The organism is Pseudomonas sp. NPDC087614, from assembly GCF_044743485.1.
Classification (GTDB): domain Bacteria; phylum Pseudomonadota; class Gammaproteobacteria; order Pseudomonadales; family Pseudomonadaceae; genus Aquipseudomonas; species Aquipseudomonas baetica_A.
The window spans coordinates 70,253-89,508 of record NZ_JBIUWN010000004.1; the positions used below are offsets into that span (position 1 = coordinate 70,253).

Below are 19,256 nucleotides of genomic sequence, written 5' to 3' on the forward strand. Positions count from 1 at the left end.
AAATTTTCCTGAACGCCCAAGGCGGACCTAACGACCCCGCCGTGTCAGTTTCTGACCTGGAGTCCTGCTATGGAGTCATCGATTCAACGGGCCGCGTCGACGCCGCTGCCAATCATTTCCCAGACGACAAACAATGCTCAGGGGCTAGAGCAACAATCTCAGGCACCGACCCAGCGCAGCGGTCACTCCTTGCGCGATCTAGGCAGACGTTTCATGCATCTGGTCGGCCGTGTTCGCCAGGATACGCAGGCGACACCGCGGCAGTCCGCCGCCTCTTCGAGCAGCCGGCGCAATGTGGCGTCCCAGGCCAGCGCAGGGGCTAGCGAGCCCGCCGCCTCCTCCTCCACCGCCAGCAATGCGCCGCCGGCGCCAAGGCTGAGCCGCAGTCATGCCGCCCGTTTCAGTGCTCCGGGCGAGCGCGCTCAATCGAACGTGCCGGCCGAGAACAGTTCGGCGCATGTACGTCTGGATGACAAGGGGCAGCCGGACTTCGTCAATTTCACATCCACCGCTGTCGCGGACCTGCTGCGCAATGCCCTGACCCGATCCGGTCAGCACTTTCAGGCGGCGACGAGTAATGACAGTGGCGAGGATCATCTGCTGCTGGAGCCCCAAGGTCATTTGCTGCATGTAAAGCAGTCACCCTCTGCGGTCGTGGCGCTGCGCAGCAGCCAACCCGCAGGCCCGGTAGAAAACAACAGTGCGCCATCCTCCCTGGCCCTGCATGACCAGCAAGCCCGCGTGAGTAATGGCGGCGTTCTGGACACCATCGGGCGCAGCCATCTAGGGCACCTGACCGGTATCCATCAGGACAGCGACGGTCAGCCGTTACGGCTACACGACGAAAAACTCTACGAATTCGACCAAGCCAATGGCACCTGGCATACACCACCGGATCACGAACAGATCAAGTTCAGCCAGTTGTCGAGTCAAGGTAACGGCAAACTTTATGGGCAAACCGGCGACCACCTGGTGGATCTCTCCAGCGAAGGCGTACTGCCTATCGAGGTGCCGGGCCTGAAAGCGTTTTCCGTCAGCGCCGATCAGCACGTCGCCACCTTGAGTGGCGATCACCGCCAGACGCTGCAGTTGTTCGACCTCAATCAAGGCGCGTCGACGTCCAGCCACACCAAAACCCTTGAACTGAACGGCGGCACTGCCGAGCCCAAACACATCGGCATGAGCCCTGAGCGCTTGTTCATCAGCGATACCGAGGGCCGTTTGTACAGCATCAAGCGTGCCGATCTCGCCCCCGATTCGCCAACCCTGCGATTGATGCCCGAGGAACACTTCCACCCTGAGGGCGAACGTCTGGGTGGTAAACATCAGGTCAGCGGTTTCCTCCATGGCGATCAGGGTGATTTGCAGGTTTTGCTCAGCGATCGCACCGGCCAGACCCACTCCCATCAAATCGACGAGCCGGAGTTACGGCTCAACAATGGCTGGAATCTCAGCGACGCACTGGTGCTGGACAACAAGCGCGGCATTCCCGGCAGCACGCCGCCGACGCCGGCCCAGACGTTTGACCTCGACCGTTTGGGCCGTGTCGGCCTTAGCGATCAACGCATCCAGCGCTGGGACTCGACCAGCCAGGACTGGAAAGACACGGGCATCAAGGATGTCACGCATCTGCAACGCGGCATCGACAGCAAGGCCTACCTGCTGCAAGACGGGCAACTGAAAAAGCTCGACGTCAGCCCGAACTACAACCCGGTAACCGTGGGCAGCAGCCACACCCTGAATCAGCCGCCACGCTCGACCAAAGTGGCCCTCGGTGAACCTGTGCCCGGTCTCGAAGACCGGCAAGTCACCGCGTTCGCGATGCTCAACGACAAACAGTTCGTGGCCCTCGATACCAACGAGCGCCTGTCCGTTCACCACCCCGACGGCACCGCCAGCGATTTGAGCCAAATCGACCTGGAAGGCAGCGTGGCCTCCCTGGCGCTGGACGAAAACCACAACCTGCATGCCCTGACCACTGACGGCAAACTGTTCACGATGGCCAAAGACGATTGGCAGGCGCGCCCTGACCAACCGCGCCCCGAGGCAGCGTGGAAACCTCTGCCACTGCCTGCCGGACACCAGGTCCACAGCATCCGCACCGGCGATGACAACCGCCTGAACGTGACGCTCAAGAACGACGACAATCACTCGCAGATGCAGCTCAAGGGCAAGACTTGGGAGCCATTGACGCCACGTCCGGCCGACCACAACGCCCTGAGTGAGTTGTTCTCGCGGGTCAGCGGTGGCGAGAAAACCGCGCGCATTCCAGGCACCGGGCTGACCGCACGCTTTACCGCCACCTTCATGGGCCGGGGCTCCATGGAAAACACCAACAGGCCCAGTACGGGCGAGTTCATCCGCGCCCACATCTTCAAGCCGACCATGGAACCTCCGCGGTTCATGAAGAACATCGGCAATCACATCCAGCATCACCATCATGGTCGCGAAGGATTGCGCCCGCTGTACGACTCCGAAGGCGATCTGTTCAAGGCGCTGGAGCTTCTCAACCATGACCAGGCACCCGCCGCCCCCGGTCGGGATCTCAAGTCACGGATCAGCCAGCTTGATCTCGGGCCACAAGGTGGCCAACTGTTGCAGGATCTCGAATCCCTGCGCAGTGAACTGGAAGACAACAGCCTGCGCGCCACACGACATTTGGGCCAGGAGCACGGCAAGTCGAAACTGCTGCACCAGAAAGAAGGCCTGCTGAACATCCACGGCGAACCGAACCCGCCGTCCAAACGCACGAAACTGCGCATGAAGCTGAGCAACCTGGGGGAAAAACTCAACATCGCCAGTGCCGGCCATGACCTGCTCAAGGAGGTGCAAGGCGCGCTCAAGCACGTCGCACCTTCGCAGCACAATCCTACCGGCACCCTGCTCAAGACCCTGCAAGACAAAGGCATGAAACTCTCTCACCAGAAGGCCGACATTCCCTTGGGCCAGCGCCGTGATGTCAGCGACGGCCAAGGGTTGACCAAGGCCCGGCTGGCCCTCGACGTGGTCACCATGAAGAATCTTGGCTTGCTGCTGGACAAGGCTGAAATGGTCAGTGCGCAGGGCGACAACAGCCGACAGTTGGCGCAATTGAAAACTGATCTGAGCCTCCTGCGCGACAAGACCTATGGCGAGCACCCGGTGAAGCAGATCACCGACATGGGCTTCACCGATCACGCCAACCTGGAAGCCTCCTACGATGGCATCAAGGCCTTCCTCAACGGTTTCAAGAAAGAAGACCACGCTACCAGCGTCAACCTGCGCGCAGCCACCGGCAGCAAAACCCAGGCGGAACTGGCGGACAAGCTCAAGTCGGCGCTCAAACAATTGGAGCATCCTGACGATGAAATCGCGCTGCAACGCAGTTACGGGCTCAATGTGAGCACGCCTTTCGTGTCGCTGGCCAACAAGGGCATGGGGCCTTGGCCCAGTGGCGCATTGGGTAGCGGGCGCAACTACAACCTCAATGCCGAGCGCGGTGAAAAGGGAGTGACGATCTATATGCAGCGCGAAGGTGCGGGCATCGCCAGTGCCGGCGTTGGTGGCGGCAAAGACTACTGGCCCGGGTTCTTCAAGGATGGCGAAGTGGACAAGTTCACCAAGGTCGATATCGGTAACGATCGGCTGCTGACGCCGGCCTTGCGCCTGGGTGTAGACGTTACGGGAACCGCGACCCGCACCCAACGCGACGGCGTGGTGTTCACCGTGCCTGACGAGGAGATCGATCACTTCGTCGATAACCTGTTCAGCGGGCAGTTGAGCCCACTTGATGTGATGAAAAAAGGTGTCGACCACGAAACCCAGAAAGGCTTGCGTTTGAACTTTGACGTCAATGCCAGCGCCACCGCCGAAATGCGCGTGGCCCTCGGCCTCACGGACAAAGACAGCTCGCCTCTGTCGGCAGCGACTCGATTGGGGGTGGGCGGTACGGTTAACGTCAATCTGCTCAACTACACCCATTACTCGGTGAACCAACACAGCAACACGGGCGAACTCCAGGAAAGCAGCCGCAACCGGCCTCGGGCGCTTAACAACTTGGGCGCTTCGGTGTTTGCCCGGGCGCAGCTCGCCGGCAGCAACACACAGGCCTCCAGCGCCTCGCAGGGCGTCGTAGCACCACTGGGTGGCGCTGCGGCGGTCTCGGTCGATAACAAAACCACAAAACGCGTCAAGTTCACCTTCAAGGAGGCCGAACCGCTGACCAGCGCCAACCTGAGCAAGCTGGGCGACAGCCTCGGCGCCGCCTTCAAGGACCCCGCTTCCCAGCAGACGGTGGCGCGTCTGAAAGATAGCAACCATGACGATTACGCCGGCCTTGGCGCCAAGGAAATACTGCACAAGCAACTGGCCGATCTGAACCGGCACTTTGCCGACAAACCGGCGGAAAACGACGAGCAATATGCGGCCCTCCGCGCCCTGAAACGCGCGGGAGTGCAGCAACAGGCCGCCGATGCCAAGCACAGCCTGCTCGACAGTGGTCGCTTCGAAAGCTCTTACACCAACCTTTCGCGTCTGAGCGAGCAAGGCATGGTGTCCAAAGTGATGAGCCTGGTCAGCCCAATGCACTCGCCAAGCAACGCCGAGCGGGTATCGACGTTGCTCGGCCAGGACCCGACCTTAAAGGCCTTGATCAAAGAGTTGCAAGGCACGCCGGGCACCCTGGCCAGGGTGCGGCTGGAACTCAAGGACTCGGTGCAGGACCGCGTCGATGAAGGCAGCCGCAAAGGCGACCTGTCACAGAAAGAACTGGCTGCGTTGCTCAGCGACCGCAACAACATGCGGATCAAGGCCATCACCGTGTTCCAGAGCGTCAGCCAGCCGGAGACCTTCTCCTCGCCACTGCCCTTGGTCAGTTACAACAGCAGTGCGTCAATCAACGTCAACAAGACCTTGGGCAAGATCAACTTCAGCTACGGCCAGGATCAGGATGCACCCAGGAACTACTTCCTTGATGGCGAACTTTCAAGGCCTTCGGCACCACTCAAGGCCGCAGTGGACGCCTTGAAAACAGATGGCTTGGAACTCAAGCGCTAAGCCCGCTGACACTTTTGGCGTGGCCCGCGCGGCCACGCTTTTTCGCCCTCGTGGCCAGGTTTCAAGCTTTCAAGGAGGCTCCATGCGCCCTGCGTTTTATCCCCTCAACGAATTTCCACGGCTGGCCGAACTGGCCGCCCAGTGGCCGCTGATGCATCAGGAACTGTTGGCGTTACAGGCGCCGGTGCTCGACATCGATCGCACTGACAAACCCCATGAGCAGATTCATCACGAGGTCACGGCGCACCTGCAACAAGGCGGCCGATATGGCTGGCTCAAAGGCTGGGGCGAAGCCGGTGGTAACCGCGACTGGGTGCAATACCCGCTGGTGTTTCGCGATCAGGCATTGGCACCGGCCCGTGCTGCATTGCCTCAGACCCTTGCACTGCTTGACACCGTGCGCGGGCTCAAGGTCGCCGCCCTTGCACGGCTCGCCCCCCACGCCTGGCTGAGCACCCACCGCCACCCGGAGGTCGGTGAGGAAGGCTTGCTGCAAATGCACCTGACCCTCGAAGCCGCATGCGAGCGCAATTACGCGTACTTGAACGTTGCCGGCGAATTTCATCAGCACCATTGCGGCGCCGCAGCGATCTTCGACGGCTCGCAGGATCATTTCGTGGTCAATGCCAGCGATGCACCTCGATCCATCCTCTACCTGGAGTTCCAGCAAGCCAGACTGCACAAGGTGCCCGTCAACCCAGCGAACGCCTGACGCGGGTCGAACCCATAAAAAACGGGCGCCTGTCAGCAGGCGCCCGTTTTTTACAGCGTGTGGTGCTGCCCCCTTAACGCCGTTCGTTCGCTTCCAGCAAACACTCGGCCAGTAATCGGACAATCCAGTAAGCGGTCAGCCCAGCGGCTTGCTGCAGTTGATCGTGACCGGCGTCCGCCTGGAAATCCCGTTCCAGACGGTCGATGTAACGTGGCAGGTGGAAGCGTTCAGCGCTGCGCCCCGCAGGTTTGTCCAAAGTCGCCTGCAAGCGCTGGCTGATCAACGCGATAGCCTGTTCGAAGGCCTGGCGCTGACTCGCGTCGAGTTCGCCGCTGCCCTGCACCAGCGCTTTCCAGCCACCGCTGGGCGATTGCTGCGCGCTCATCTCAGACCTCCTGATGACGGGTCGATTCAGGCAGCTTGCTGTAAGCGTTCTGGACATTGTTCAGATCGATATTGTGGGTGGTGAGGTTCAGCCCCTCGCTGTCGCTTTTGACGAATGAGAACTTGCCATTCTCGGCGCTGACGTTGCTCAGGTTGAGATTCCAGTTGCCCTGCTGACCGCCATTGGTACGCATGAACGTGCCGAAGTCTTTCGCCTTGAAGTTATCGACATTGACATTGGCGTCCGCATTCAACTGGAAGATCTTGTCTGCCGCGCCTTGGGCGCTGCTGTTGGTGATGTTCAGGTTAGTCACCTTGGCCCCGCCGTCCTTCACCGTCAACGCGTCTTCACCGACGTTTGTCCAATGCACGTTGTCGACGTTCACCGCTTGCTCGCCAGCGGATTTGACGTGGACACCGTCGGCACCGTTGTCACCGATCACCACGTTTTTCAGGGTGGCGCCCTCAGCCAGTTCGAACAGCGGTTTCTGCGACTCACCCTGCCCACCGTCGCCCAGGGCCGCACCGGCGGTGAAGGTTTTGCCGCCGCCGTCAAACACCTCGCCCGGCCCCACTTTGATGGTGCTGTTGACCACGGTCGGGTTACTTGAGGCCGTGGGGAACGACACCGGTGCTGCCCCCGAATTATCCAGCGTCGGCAGCTCAGTAGCGGGGGCGCCCTCTTCCGGACTCAGGCTGGAGTCCGGGACCGGCGCCAGCGCATTGTTGCTCGCCACGGGTTGGCTGCCCTTGTTGGACGTGGTGTCGCCACCGCCGTGCGGTGTACCGAAGGTCTGCGGATGGCTATCCATGAACTGCGCGATCATCTCCAGCACCGCCTTGAGACGCTCATCCCCGGACACCTGACCGCCGCCATCGGCAGTCGGGCTGATCGCGCTATTGAGCGAGCCATCGCCCAGACTTTTCATCAGGGTGTTCACCAGGTCTTCAGGGTTTGCACTACCTCCCACACCCTGAGTGCCGCCCACGCCTTTGCCCTGTGTGCTATCCCCCCCTTGAGCGCTGTCGCCACCGAGGAGCTTTTCGAACAGCGCCATCAGCACCTGCGTGAGCAACTCTTTGGCCGAATCGCCACCACTGCCATCGACGGCAGGCTGGCCGTCCTTGCCCTGCGTGCTGGCGCCCGCGCCCTGCAATTTGTGCAGCAGGTCATCTCCCGCACTCTGCCCGGAGGCGCTGGCGTCTTTGCCGCTGGAAGCGCCCAACAGCATTTCGGCCAGCATCGCGGCCAGCTCCTTTAACCCGGAGGAACCCGAAGGTGCGCTCTGCCCCGTGAGCGCGCCTGGCTCAAGGGCCAGAGCGCCCACCGATCCGTTCTGTGTCAACCCTGAAAACACTTTCATATCCATCATCTGCATCGCACCCCACAGGCAAGAATGTCCGAATCGCAGCCCAATGCTCCACGATCCACCGTGTCGCCCACGTCTTGGCGCGGGTTCACGGTGTCTGTGTGGCCGTCGTTTAACGTCGGTTCCTTCAGAGTCAATTGATCATGCGTGCCAGGCTCAGGCGTGTTTCGCGGGCCTGGGCGATGAAGCCGTGCACCAGACTGCAAAAACTGTCTTCATCGAGTCGCTGTAATTCGCGCGTGGTGCAAAGGCGTACATCGCCCTGATCCAGCGCCAGCCAGCAGCCGCGCAAGGTCGCGACGTCGAAGTTCAGGGTGAGTAACCGTTGCAGTGCGTCGACGCCCGGTTGAACGGCGCCCAGACGACAATGAAAAACCACGGTGTCGCTGTGTTCCGGCAATTCGATGACAGCGGCCTGAACACGGTCACTGTCATATAACGCGCAAACACCGCGCTGGAAGGTAAGAGGCGTGCCCAATTGGCTGGCCAGTTGGGCAATTAATCGCTGGATGATGGACTCGGGGGTCGCCATTGTTTTTCCTCAAGTTTATTTCGTCGGCCGCTGCCGACACGCAACATGAGTGGAAAAACAAGGACGAAGAGTTCCGTGCTGAATAGAAATACCGGGGTCAGTGCTTCAAACCGGCCAAGGACAAGAGTTGGCAAAGTAACGCCTGTAGTTGCTCTCCCTGATATTCAATGTTGAGTTCATGCCAAACCACGAAAGTGTGTTGGCTATCCAGGCAAATGTAGTAACCGTCGTAGGATTCAACATTTTCGAAACGGCGTTTAAGCGCTTCCGAAAACAGATCGGGACGTTGCGCCTGTCGCTGAATATTCAACGCCAGGCCCCAGCCCAGGCTCTCCTTGCGGCAAACGAACTCGATGCCCGGCGCCCATTGCCACACGCTGGCCTGCTTTTCGCCGATACGCATCAGGAAATCCTGCTGGTCACTACTTTGAAGAATCGTTTCAGTCATGCAGAGACACCGTACTGTATTCACCACCGCCATCACGCAGTGTGGGCGACCACCAGACATTCAACTCGCCATTATTGACGTCAAGTTGCTGACAATCACCTGAGCCACATGCAGTCCCAGGTATTAAAGTACAAGCGCTCAACAAAAGCAGACCCGCTGTCACAATACCGGCCTGATACAACTTCATCTCGTCACCTTCCTTGTAGGACTTTTGATCATTGCGCCTGGCCGTGCGAGCCAGACAGTAAGACACTTGAATGATAAGAGCCGCGTTATTGAGTTATTTTTATAACCCCCGTTACTGTGGGGGCAACATCGATATCCGTGCCGGTGCCGCCGCCGACGTAGAGGTTGCTATCGGTCGCAAAGCCACGAAAACCTCAGTTGATTCACCAGGTTGCAAGAGGTACTGGGGTGCAACTGTTACGGCCAATGTCTGTGATCCTGAACAGGACGCCGGGTCGAACTGCAGGGCTTTGGCACTGGTGTTTTTCACCACACCCACCGCCACCCGAAAATCTGTCGCGCTGAACCACTGCATCCGCTGACGATCCAGCGTGAAACCGTGGCTCACTTTACACAGATCGCCCAAGGCCACACCAGATGATGACTGTTTGATATCACTGGGAATACCACCCTTCACCAGCCCGGCAAACGTCGAGGCAATCGTGGCACGCATAACCGAGGCTTTGCCGGGTTCACGTCCGGAGGCCAGCGCCCGATCCAGTTGCCCGCGATTTTCGCTGGCGACGTAGCGTGCCGGGTCAATCTGATCCCCTATCAGGCGCGGCGTCAGAATAAACAACCGTTCGCGCCGGGACATCTGGCGTTTGTTGGAGGAAAACAGCGGCCCGATCAACGGGATCTGCCCAAGCACCGGAACCTGTTGCTGCTGGTCGCCACGCTCGTCCACATGGAAACCACCGATCACCAGCGAACGGTTCTCGGCGATCACAGCCTGCGTGCTCACGGTGCCGCGCTTGACGGTCGGCGTCTGCTGATCACGCAATTGTTCCAGTTGGCCGTCTTCGATATCAACGATCAACTGGAAACGATTGCCCCCGACACCGGCAATGGTGCGCGGAATCACTTGCAGGCTGGTGCCAGCGGTCACAGGTTCAATGGTCGCCACTCGCTCGCCGGTGGCGGTGATGTACTGGGTGCGGCTGAAGTCGATGACCGCTGGCTGATTTTCCAGGGTGAGCACCGAGGGGCGGGCGATCACCGAAGCCACGCCTTGCCCCTCCAACGCCTGGATCTCGGCGAAGAACCGGTCAAAGTCGCGGATGAACAACGTCGAAGAACCGCTGCCGAGCAGCGAACTACCGGCGGTCACGCTGCCCGCCCGCACCGACCAGCGTGATTCCAGGTTGCTCAACTGATTACGGTCGATATCGAGGATGATGGCGTCGATCTCAACCAGCTTGCTCGGCAGATCCAGCTGCTCCACCAATTGCTGGTATTGCGCGCGTTTGTCCGGTTTGTCATAGATCAGCACGGCGTTGTTGCGCACATCGGCTGCCACACGGCGCTGCCCGCCCGAACCGGTTCTGGCCTCGCTGCGGCCGCTGACCCGCTCGGTGGCCAGGCGCAGGATTTTGCCCCGAGCGCTGTCGGCCATGCTTTGCAAGGCGTTGATATTGGCTTTGGGATCGAGGGCTGAAGGTGGCGTGGAGCGCTGGTTCTCCAGCAGTCCCTCAAGAATGGCGGCCACTCCGGGGATGGTGACGGTTTGGTCTCGATACTGAATCTGCCGGTCGGCCACCGCCGCGTAGCGCAGGGCAAACATCATCACCTGCTGCTTCTCGTCAGGCTTGACCTTTTCTTTGCTGAAGCTGCGGATCAGTTCAACGTAGCGCTGGGGCCCGCTGACCAAGACCACGCCTTCATCGGGCAACTCCCCCCAACCGAAGCGCTTGTCCAGCAGGCCGATATCGGTCAGTGCCTGTTTGAGATCCGGCGCGGCGTCAGCAGACACCTCCAGCCGCTGCGCGACCTGCGCCGATTGCGGGCTGACATACAGCTTGCCGTTGTAAACGAACCACTGGAACTGATGCTCCAGCGCCAGCCGATCAAGAAACTCCACGGCGTTGCTGGCCCGCAGTTTGACGTCAAGCATGCCACTGACGCCGGTCACACTCAGGCCCACACCAAAGGCATTGGCGAAATCGCGCAGCACGGTATCCAGCGAGGTTTGCGTGGCTTCATAGGCGTAGGCCGATTGGCCCCAGTCTTGCGGGACGGCGGCCACCGCGGGCAACGCCAGTGCCCAACACAAGGACATCCCACACAAGTGCTTAAACATAGCGGTGTCCCAAGGCGAGAGAACGGTTATGCGCGCGGGCGGGTGCAGGGCTGACGGCCAGCATCACCTCCCAGACTTCGCGCTGATTGGCCAACGCTTCGAGGGCGGCGATGATCGGCGTCACGCCCTCGGACGCCAGATAACGCATCAGGCACAGTCGACGCTCCTGCGGGTCCAGCGCCAAGGCCGCACTGAACCGCCCCAGACTTGGCCCGGCCAAGCGCATTGCCGCCTCAAGTCCGGCGTCGCCGCCGCGCCAGACAACGCTCAAGTCAACGCGACACAACACCCCGGCCGGGCGCCGCTGCAAACGCACCGGTTGCTCATCGATATGCAGCGTCAACTCGCCCTCGCCGCTGTCCAGCCAACGTTGCAGAGTGCCCGTCAGCTCAGCGGATTTCATTGATGATTGCCTTGGCCAGGTTGTGTTTGACGACAATTTCCTGATTGGCCGCCCAACTGGCAGTAGAAGACTGGCGGATCGCCGAGTTGAAGGCGTGCCAGTCATCGGGGGAAAAGGCATCCAGCGACAAGGCCGCAGAATCCAGATCCTTTTGCGTGTGTTCAAAGGTGTTGTCGAGGCGGCGGCGCAGTGCATCAGAAGACAGCATGGTGAGACTCCAGATCCGAGAACTGCCCACTGAGTGGCCGACTACCGGAGTTGGTTCCCTGTCACGCGGTGATCATTGCTTCGGGGTGGTCGGCAATGGCCACACATGGCTGACCAACGCGTTCCAGGACAGGCTGAAGTCTCCCAGTGTGGTACGCAGGCACAGGCTGTCACGCGGCAGTTGCGCATCGGCGCGAACACTCCAGACGGCCTGTGCCGATTGCACCTGGCGGTCGACCTCTGCCAGATCCTGCGGATGACAATGCAATGTCCCGACGTCCTCCCGGGGATGGGCTGCCGCGATCTGACGCAATAACGCCGCGATTCGTTCCTGTTGCTCCAGCTCGCCCAGCAGACACTCAAGCGTGCGGGTCACCAGGGTTTCGGCGCTGCTGGTGATCTGCTCCCACATTTGCTGGCGCTGGGCCTGCCATTCGCTGAACAAGGCATCGGCTTGGCGCCAGATCTGGGCACCGGCCTGCTCGCGAGCCTCATGGGCAAGTTGCTCTGCCTGGCTTCGAGCCTCGGCCAGTATCTGCTCGGCATCGCTGCGGGCGGCCTCAAGCAGTTGATCGGCCATCAGGCTCTGTTCGAGGGTTTCACGACGCAACACCGGGCCATCGGGCAACGCCCGGGAATCACTGAGGGTCAGGCTGCGGCGGGTCAACATGCGGCGTTCCTTGTTCATTCTGGAAAGTGAGGGCGTACCAACCGACGGCCTGCCACAGACTGGTCAGGCGCTGGGGTGGCAATGGCGCAAAACCGTGAGCCTCAGCCGCCGCCACCCGTGAGCGATCAAATATCAGGCGCAAACGTCGCCACACCGCATCGCCGACCCACGCCCGCAACAGTCTCAGGCCTCGAATTTCAGGACTGTCGGCACTCCACGACGGCGGCAACCAGTGACCGGGTTGCAGCGCTTTACCCAACCGGCGACACCAGATCAGCTCGGCGCGGCTCAATCCGCCCACCTCAGCCGACTGACTGCCGGCGCAGACCGCCACCACCAGGTTCAGCACCCGCCGCCATTGCGTGCAATCAAGCGCGAGCAACGGTAACAAAACCGGATTGGGGGACGGCGGCCATTCGTGGCTCATGCCCAGGTGTGCATCCAGCCAAGGCCCTGAGTGGCGGCGCAAAAACGCCAGGCTGCAAGGCTCAATGCCCTGCTCTCCCAGCGCCCAACCGCTCTCGGCTCGCCGTGCGCCTTGCACCCACCAACGGACCCAGGCCAGCGCTTGCTCTGGTGATACCTGCGGCGAATTCATCACGAATCGGTTGGCGCCGTTCTGGCGCCACCCAACATTTTGGCCAGCCGCTGACGCCATCGCGGGTTGAGGACCAGCAGTCCACCCAGCAGCAACACCCCCGCCACGGCACATAACCCGAGCAACCATTGCCAGAACTGCCAGCGCTCGCGAGTCATTTGTACCGGGCCAAAACTGACTTTTTGCACGGCCTCGTGATAGCTCTGAGCGGGGACGAAGACCACCGCAAGTTTCTTGTCATCGGCGCCACTGATTCCCGGGATGCTGCTGGCGACCATGCGCCGGATTCGCGGCAACAGGCTGTCCGGATCAAGTTCCGGGCGATGCTTGATGAACACCGCCGCAGACGCCGGTTGAACCGGTTCACCCGGGGCAACCCGCTCAGGCAGCACCACATGCACCCGCGCCACCACCACGCCGTCGATCTGGGACAGGGTTTGCTCAAGCTCTTGGGACAAGGCATAGAGATAACGCGCCCGCTCCTCAAGAGGCGAGGAAATCACCCCTTCCTTGCGAAAGACTTCGCCCAGGCTGGAGCGTGAGCGGCGCGGCAGACCAACCGCCTCCAGTGCCCTGACCGCTCGGGAAATATCCCGAGTCGCCACGAGCACCGCAACACCGTTTTTGTCCAGGCGCTTCTGCGCATCGATGTGCTTGCTTGCCAGTTCTGCCAATACTTCGTTGGCGTCCTGTTCGGACAACTCGCGGTGCAGTTCCATGCGCTCACCACAGCCGTTCAGCAACAGGATCATCAGGGCCGGCACGAGCAGCCTGAGTACCTTGGAATGCATGGTCTGGCCTTATTGAAGACTGGTGAGTTTTTCCACACTCTGGGCGGCCTTGCTCACCAGTTTGGCGCTGAGCAAGCTTTCCAGATAAAACGAAGACAGCGACCGGTTGGCCTGCAATGCCTGTTGCGGATCGGTTGAGCGTGACGCTCGCTGCAAGTCGCGATCAGCCTTTTCGGCGTCCTTCTGCAACGCTGTGGAGGCCCGGACGATCGCCGAATCAGGCGCATCCTCGCGCGGCGCTCGGGTCGCCGCCTGCTGCATCTGCGCATTGAACCAGGCAATGTCCGCCTCGGCAGGCGGCCTGAGCGGCAGCCCTTCAGCAACGGATAAACCCGAGTGGTTAGCTGTTACCCCTGTAATCGCCATTCATGCTCTCCTGCCAGGACGAAGGTTTACGCTCAGCCGCGATAGCTGGTGGTGCTTTGCTGCACCAACACTGAAAGCACGTTGCCGGCCGCAATGCTGGCGTCGGTCTTCAACGTGTTACCGGCACCGCCATTGAGGAAGTTCTGCTCGGCGTTGGGAAACAGCCCCCCCAGCGAGTTGCCCTGGGCACTGCCCTTGACCTCGCCCTGGATCATGTCGATGGCCTTCTGGAACTGCTTGCTTTCACCCTTGGACATGAACAGATCGCCCTCGGACAATTCACCCATCCAGTCCTTGGACTTGCCGTCAGGCTTGCCGAACTCTTCGGGGTGCATGTCCATGAAGCGCGCGACTTCCTTGAGCACGTCCTTGTCATCGTTGGAAAAGGCCATTTCGCCTCGCGCGTCGCGCATGGGATCGCCGGTGGGTTTGAGCAGGTTGCCGAGCTTTTCCTCACCGAGGTTGCCGAGCAGCGACGACAGCAAATCCTGGATGCCGCCGCTGCTCTGGTTACCGCCCGTGCTGCCCGCACCAGGATTCCAGCCGCTGCCAGCACCTGCGCTGGCGTTGCCGCCGCTCTGGGTGCCACCCCCCAGGATGTCTTTGATCAAACCTTCCAGGCCTTTGGTGAAAGCTTGTTTTTCATCACTGTTGAGGTAGTTGTCCTCACCCAATTCATCGCGCCAACTGCGCACCTTGCCGGTGGCATCGTCGGGCTTGCCGAACTGCTCAGGGTTCTTGTCCATGTAGTCGGCGATCATTTCGAGCAGCGGATTTTTCGCATCACGGATGTTCGCCCCGCTACCGTTTTTTTCAAACAGCGCGTCGCCCAGCAACGAGGCGATCTGCCCGGCGGTGCTGTCGGAGTTGCTCTGGAATTCGCTCATGTTGGCCGCGCTGAAGCCACCTTGGAACGAGCTGGTCTGGGGCATGCTTATCGAAGAAGAAAACATAGAAGTGCTCCTGCTTGACTGCACAAGTCATGGCCCTCCCGACCGAAGTCGAGAGAGCCCACGACCACTTAGTAGTTGATCGCCTTGCCGGTTTGCTGGGCAGCGTTCTGCGCTTTGGTCGCAGAGTCCTGATAGGCGCTGGCGATACCGTTGACGGTATCGGTCATCATCTTGTTGGACTGAGCCTCGGCGTTCATGGTGGTGGTTGCAGCAGCAGTGGCGTCCATCTTCGTCATGGCAGCCATCGAAGCGCCAAGGGATGCGGTACCGGCCATAGTGTTACTCCTGATAATCGAAGGTTGTTTGAACACCCCAATGGTGTTCGAACAATGAGTGGTCGATTTTCGGAAGCGGTTCCACGACGGCAGTGAATCTTCGCTCGGCTGCCCTGATCAGAGCTCGGGGGAGTCGATGCTCAGGCTTTTCATGCGGTGGTACAGGGTGCGCCGGGGGATGCCCAGTTCGCTGATGACCGAGTCGATGCACTTGGCATGGCGCGACAGGCAATCCTGGATCAGGGTTTTTTCGAAAAGGCGCAAATAGCTTTTGAGCGGCACGCAGGATGGGCTGTCAGCGCAGGGATCGTCCGTCTGCAGAGGCGGCATCCCGAGCACGAAACGCTCGGCTGCGCATTTAAGCTCGCGGATATTGCCCGGCCAGCGATGGCTGAGCAGGCGCTTGAGCAGATCAGGATCAGGCTCGGGGATGGGTTGGTGATGGCGCACGGCGGCTTCATTGACGAAGCGCTGAAACAGCGGCTGGATATGTTGCAAGCCCGAGCGCAGGGTCGGTAGCTGAATCTTGATGACGTTGAGACGAAAGAACAGGTCCCGGCGAAACTTGCCCTCCTCCACGAGTTTTTCCAGAGGGGTCTGGGTGGCGACGATCACGCGCAGATCCAGCGGCACGAAGCGTGTCGAGCCGAGGCGTTCGATACCCCGCATTTCCAGCACTCGCAGCAGCTTGGCCTGGAGCAGCAGCGGCATGCTGTCGATTTCATCAAGGTAAAGCGTGCCGTGGTTGGACGCTTCGATGTAACCGGCCCGGGACTTGGAAGCGCCGGTATAGGCGCCGGCCATGACACCGAACAATTCGCTTTCGGCCAGTTGCTCCGGAATCGCTGCGCAATTGAGCGCAATCAAAGGCCCTTCGCGGCAGGATAACGCATGGATTCGACGCGCCAATGTGTCTTTGCCAGTGCCGGTCTCCCCCTCCAGCACCATGTCGACCTTCAATGGCGCAGCCTTTCTGATAAAGGCTTGCAGCGTCCCTACAATGTCGAGAACTTCATGTTCCCACTGTACGGCGTGATTGTTCGAAAAGCCCCCAGTCATCTTGTTCCCTCATGATGATGATCACTTCTGTCGGGATCGAGGAATACAGGACGCCGGTTCTTCCTGAACGCAAAACACGGAAAGGGCTCTCGACGTCGCAAACGCAATGTATGCCTGCCACAACATTCTTTTTTTTCTGGGCGATAGAGATCAACGCGTGCCCGGAGTTCCGTTACCCGGCCGATCCCCCCACTCACCGAATCTGTCCGGCAATGCGGCTTGAACCAAGGAGGCGTATTTGTGCAAATCTGCCGCCAGGCTGTCAATCGACGGGGCGTGCGCTGCCGCGAAGTCTAAACAGACTTCATGAACGCGCAAAATTGAAATTGAGCCGTCCGATCATAGTGAATATCAATCAGCCTGCCCCGGTGATTCTATCTATCACAACCTTGTTTCAAGGGGTATGGAGCGTTTCGGCACGCGGGGCTCAGCTTGCGCAGAAAACCTCAGTTTTGGCTCATCGAGCAAAGCGGTAAAAAGATGCACACTTCAAAGCCCTCCAGTCGACCTGTTGCAGGTGATGCCAGAACCATGCTCGCGTTGACGCCTTGCACAATGGTTTTGGCGATCGCCAACCCCAGCCCTGAACCCCCGGCCTCACGGCTGCCTCGCACAAAGCGTTCGGTCAGCCGTTGCAAAACCGGCTCGGGCACGGCCGGGCCACCGTTGATGACGCGAAGCACTGCCTGATGGGTCAGGCTGACCTGAACCGGTTGATCTGCCGCGCCGTACTTGAGCGCATTCTCGATCAGGTTGCGCAACAGGATGCCGAAAGCGTCCGGATCAATCGTCGAATAAACACTGGGCTGTTTGGGCAGTTGCAACTCGATACGTTGCCCGCTGCTGTGATTCCACTCATCCACCACATGGGCCAGCAACGGAATCAGATCCTGCGGGGTTTCGGACAACAGCCCGCCGCCTTCGGCCTTGGCCAGTTGCATGAGCTTTTCGGACAGTCGCGCCAGTTCGCGCAGTGAGTTTTCGATCTTCGCTGCACGCACTTGTAACGGCCCCTCTGGGGCTTCGTGGCGCAAGCGCTGGATCTGCGCCAGCGTCGCGGCCAGCGGTGTGCGCAGTTCATGGGCGCTATTGGCGGTAAAGCTGCGCTCGGCCTCCAATGCCTTGCGCAAACGTTCGAGCAGGTGATTGACCGCGTCAGCCAACGGGTCGATTTCAGCCGGCAACCGCGTCACGTTGATCGGTGACAGATCTCCCACACCGCGCGCTTCAACCGCGCGACGATAGGCCAACACGCTGCGCAAGCTGATGCGAACAAACAACCAGGTGCCCAATAGACTGATGGGAATCAGCGCCAGTAACGGCAACAGCAAGGCGAACAAAGCTTCCCGGGCCGCTTCACGGCGATGCCCCAAGGGTTCGGCAATGTCTATGAACAACGTCTGGCGCAACGCACTGGCCCCGTACAGACGATATTTTTTGGTGGTGGAAAAGCCTTCACTCGGTTGTGGGTTGAAGATCTTCGGATTGGCATCGTGAGACTGCATCAGAATCTGACCCTTGGCATCGCGCACCACGTACATCAGGTATTCGTTGTCCATTTTCAGGGTGGCGACATGTTGAGCTTCACGGGGCTCTTCACGATTGCTGATTTCCAGTACCGCCAGGGGCAGGATGCGTTGTGCGGTCTCCTCCAATGCACTGTCGAACGCCTCGTTCAACTCATGCTGCACCACCAGCCAGGCCCCGACGGTCGCGCCCAGCCAGAGCAACGTCATACCCAGCGTCAATCCCAGGCCAAGGCGTTTTTGCAGACTTGAGGGCGACTTCATACGGACGCCAACCGGTAACCCATGCCACGCACAGTCTCAATCAGGTCACGGCCCAGTTTTTTACGCAGTCGGCTGATATAGACCTCAATGGTGTTGCTCTCGATTTCGGCGCCAAACGCGTACAGACGCTCCTCCAGTTGCGACTTGGACAGCAGCGCGCTCGGACGCTGGACAAACGCTTCGAACAGCGCCCATTCACGCGACGTCAGGTCGACGAATACACCGGCGCGCATCACCGTGCGGGCACTCATGTCGACCTGCAAATCAGCGAGTTTGATTTGCGGATTGGGGTTACCGCTGTAACGGCGGGCCACAGCCGCCACGCGGGCCGACAACTCGAACAGGTCGAACGGTTTGACCAGATAGTCGTCGGCCCCGGCATTGAGGCCGGCGATACGATCGGATATCTGATCCTGAGCGGTGAGGATGATCACCGGTGTTGTGTCTCCGGCTGAACGTTGCTGACGCAAAAAATCCAGCCCGCGACCGTCCGGCAGCATCAAGTCCAGGAGGATCAAGTCATAAGGCGTAGAGCTCACGCTATTACGTGCATGGTCCAGGCGCTGCACCCAATCAACGGCATGGCCGTCATCGGCGATCTGCTCGCGCACGGCCTCCCCCAGCCCGGCTGCGTCCTCGACCAATAAAACCCGCATCTGGCGCCTCCTGTGATGGTTGTTGTGTCGCACCCTAACCGCCTTACCTGACGTGAATCTGAAGATTCAGCAGGTTTTCAGTATGGCGCAGACAACGAGGACTACCTGCCCGAACGCGCCGCCGAATAGTCATCGCCGATTTATTTCCGGGCCTTTCAGGTTGCTGTCAGCCAACGGGTACAGGCTCTCGCCACAACGCTCAAACAGGACATCCACATGAAAATAATCATCGCAGCAGGCTGTCTCATTGGTGCCATTGCTCTGCCAGGGTTGGCCCAGGCGCGTGAAGTGACGCTGACCACCCAGCTCAAAAACTACAGCGGCAACGATGCGTACCTGGCGATTTATGTCACAGATGCCAATGGCCAATACCAAAAAACCCTTTGGGTCGCTGGCAAGAAGGCCAAGTACTACCGCCACTTGACCGACTGGGCCCGTGGCAGCGGCATGCAGCGCAGCGAATTTGACGGCGTCAGCGGCGCCAGTGTCGGCAGCGGCCGCACGCTGAAGGTCAGTGTTGAACTGGCAGACGCCTTGATTGATGCCGGGTATCAGATCCGGATCGACAGTGCCGTCGAGGACAAGCGCGAAGGCCGAGCCGACATCAGTGTGCCGCTGACCTCAAAGGGTTCGGGGCAGCCGGTGACTGGCAGCACCTATGTCGATTCGTTTACCTACGACCTGTAGTACCGCCCACTCTGGA

At 60.1% G+C, this 19,256-nt stretch carries 19 protein-coding genes; 3 read left to right on the forward strand and 16 right to left on the reverse strand.

Annotation, left to right across the window (positions count from 1 at the left end; all coding sequences use genetic code 11):
- Positions 1–69: 69 nt before the first annotated feature.
- Together ACIOWA_RS02620 and ACIOWA_RS02625 are read left to right on the forward strand one after the other, a co-directional pair.
- Positions 70–5,034, forward strand: a complete 4,965-nt coding sequence (locus ACIOWA_RS02620; protein WP_401158020.1) for an AvrE-family type 3 secretion system effector — start codon at positions 70–72, stop codon at positions 5,032–5,034.
- A gap of 82 nt (positions 5,035–5,116) precedes the next feature.
- Complete coding sequence (locus ACIOWA_RS02625) at positions 5,117–5,746, forward strand: aspartyl/asparaginyl beta-hydroxylase domain-containing protein (protein WP_401158022.1); 630 nt, start codon at positions 5,117–5,119, stop codon at positions 5,744–5,746.
- A 73-nt stretch (positions 5,747–5,819) separates the two neighbouring features.
- On the opposite strand, the gene ACIOWA_RS02630 is transcribed toward ACIOWA_RS02625, so the two are convergent.
- The 16 genes from ACIOWA_RS02630 to ACIOWA_RS02705 all read right to left on the reverse strand — a co-directional run bounded on the left by ACIOWA_RS02630 (position 5,820) and on the right by ACIOWA_RS02705 (position 18,553).
- A complete protein-coding gene (locus ACIOWA_RS02630; protein WP_339464256.1) occupies positions 5,820–6,131 on the reverse strand; it encodes an HrpW-specific chaperone in 312 nt (103 codons plus the stop codon).
- 1 nt (position 6,132) lies between these two features.
- Positions 6,133–7,509 carry a pectate lyase gene (locus tag ACIOWA_RS02635; RefSeq protein ID WP_339494513.1) on the reverse strand — a complete coding sequence of 459 codons (1,377 nt, stop codon included), beginning with the start codon at positions 7,507–7,509 and terminating at the stop codon, positions 6,133–6,135.
- A gap of 124 nt (positions 7,510–7,633) precedes the next feature.
- The gene (locus ACIOWA_RS02640) at positions 7,634–8,032 is read right to left on the reverse strand and encodes a type III secretion system chaperone (protein ID WP_339494514.1); all 399 of its coding nucleotides are present in this window, start codon (positions 8,030–8,032) and stop codon (positions 7,634–7,636) included.
- 97 nt (positions 8,033–8,129) lie between these two features.
- Positions 8,130–8,540 (reverse strand): negative regulator of hrp expression HrpV, encoded by a 411-nt coding sequence (locus ACIOWA_RS02645; protein WP_401158025.1) that lies wholly within the window; start codon positions 8,538–8,540, stop codon positions 8,130–8,132.
- A 238-nt stretch (positions 8,541–8,778) separates the two neighbouring features.
- Positions 8,779–10,785, reverse strand: coding sequence for a type III secretion system outer membrane ring subunit SctC (sctC, locus tag ACIOWA_RS02650; protein ID WP_401158027.1), 2,007 nt, complete (start codon positions 10,783–10,785; stop codon positions 8,779–8,781).
- Positions 10,778–11,188, reverse strand: coding sequence for a type III secretion system chaperone (locus ACIOWA_RS02655; protein WP_401158029.1), 411 nt, complete (start codon positions 11,186–11,188; stop codon positions 10,778–10,780). The genes sctC and ACIOWA_RS02655 overlap by 8 nt, the downstream gene beginning before the upstream one ends.
- The gene (locus ACIOWA_RS02660) at positions 11,175–11,396 is read right to left on the reverse strand and encodes an HPr kinase (RefSeq protein WP_003225084.1); all 222 of its coding nucleotides are present in this window, start codon (positions 11,394–11,396) and stop codon (positions 11,175–11,177) included. The genes ACIOWA_RS02655 and ACIOWA_RS02660 overlap by 14 nt, the downstream gene beginning before the upstream one ends.
- A gap of 72 nt (positions 11,397–11,468) precedes the next feature.
- Complete coding sequence (gene sctL / locus ACIOWA_RS02665) at positions 11,469–12,065, reverse strand: type III secretion system stator protein SctL (RefSeq protein ID WP_339464262.1); 597 nt, start codon at positions 12,063–12,065, stop codon at positions 11,469–11,471.
- Positions 12,034–12,663, reverse strand: coding sequence for a hypothetical protein (locus ACIOWA_RS02670; RefSeq protein WP_339464263.1), 630 nt, complete (start codon positions 12,661–12,663; stop codon positions 12,034–12,036). The genes sctL and ACIOWA_RS02670 overlap by 32 nt, the downstream gene beginning before the upstream one ends.
- Entirely contained in the window at positions 12,663–13,454 is a 792-nt protein-coding gene (sctJ, locus tag ACIOWA_RS02675) for a type III secretion system inner membrane ring lipoprotein SctJ (RefSeq protein WP_339464264.1), read from the reverse strand. Before sctJ ends, ACIOWA_RS02670 begins: the two co-directional genes overlap by 1 nt.
- Before the next feature lie 9 nt (positions 13,455–13,463).
- A complete protein-coding gene (sctI, locus tag ACIOWA_RS02680; RefSeq protein ID WP_339464265.1) occupies positions 13,464–13,820 on the reverse strand; it encodes a type III secretion system inner rod subunit SctI in 357 nt (118 codons plus the stop codon).
- Between the two features lie 32 nt (positions 13,821–13,852).
- Positions 13,853–14,773 carry a DNA-binding protein gene (locus tag ACIOWA_RS02685; protein WP_401158032.1) on the reverse strand — a complete coding sequence of 307 codons (921 nt, stop codon included), beginning with the start codon at positions 14,771–14,773 and terminating at the stop codon, positions 13,853–13,855.
- Between the two features lie 68 nt (positions 14,774–14,841).
- Entirely contained in the window at positions 14,842–15,048 is a 207-nt protein-coding gene (locus tag ACIOWA_RS02690; RefSeq protein WP_045493062.1) for a hypothetical protein, read from the reverse strand.
- Positions 15,049–15,165: 117 nt separating this feature from the next.
- On the reverse strand, positions 15,166–16,107 hold the full coding sequence (locus ACIOWA_RS02695; protein ID WP_221729821.1) for a sigma 54-interacting transcriptional regulator: 942 nt from the start codon (positions 16,105–16,107) through the stop codon (positions 15,166–15,168).
- Positions 16,108–16,553: 446 nt separating this feature from the next.
- On the reverse strand, positions 16,554–17,897 hold the full coding sequence (locus tag ACIOWA_RS02700) for a HAMP domain-containing sensor histidine kinase (protein ID WP_339494520.1): 1,344 nt from the start codon (positions 17,895–17,897) through the stop codon (positions 16,554–16,556).
- The gene (locus tag ACIOWA_RS02705) at positions 17,894–18,553 is read right to left on the reverse strand and encodes a response regulator transcription factor (RefSeq protein WP_221729819.1); all 660 of its coding nucleotides are present in this window, start codon (positions 18,551–18,553) and stop codon (positions 17,894–17,896) included. The genes ACIOWA_RS02700 and ACIOWA_RS02705 overlap by 4 nt, the downstream gene beginning before the upstream one ends.
- A 216-nt stretch (positions 18,554–18,769) precedes the next feature.
- Here ACIOWA_RS02705 and ACIOWA_RS02710 point away from each other — a divergent pair, with 216 nt between their 5' ends.
- Positions 18,770–19,240 (forward strand): DUF2271 domain-containing protein, encoded by a 471-nt coding sequence (locus ACIOWA_RS02710; protein WP_401158034.1) that lies wholly within the window; start codon positions 18,770–18,772, stop codon positions 19,238–19,240.
- Positions 19,241–19,256: the final 16 nt, after the last annotated feature.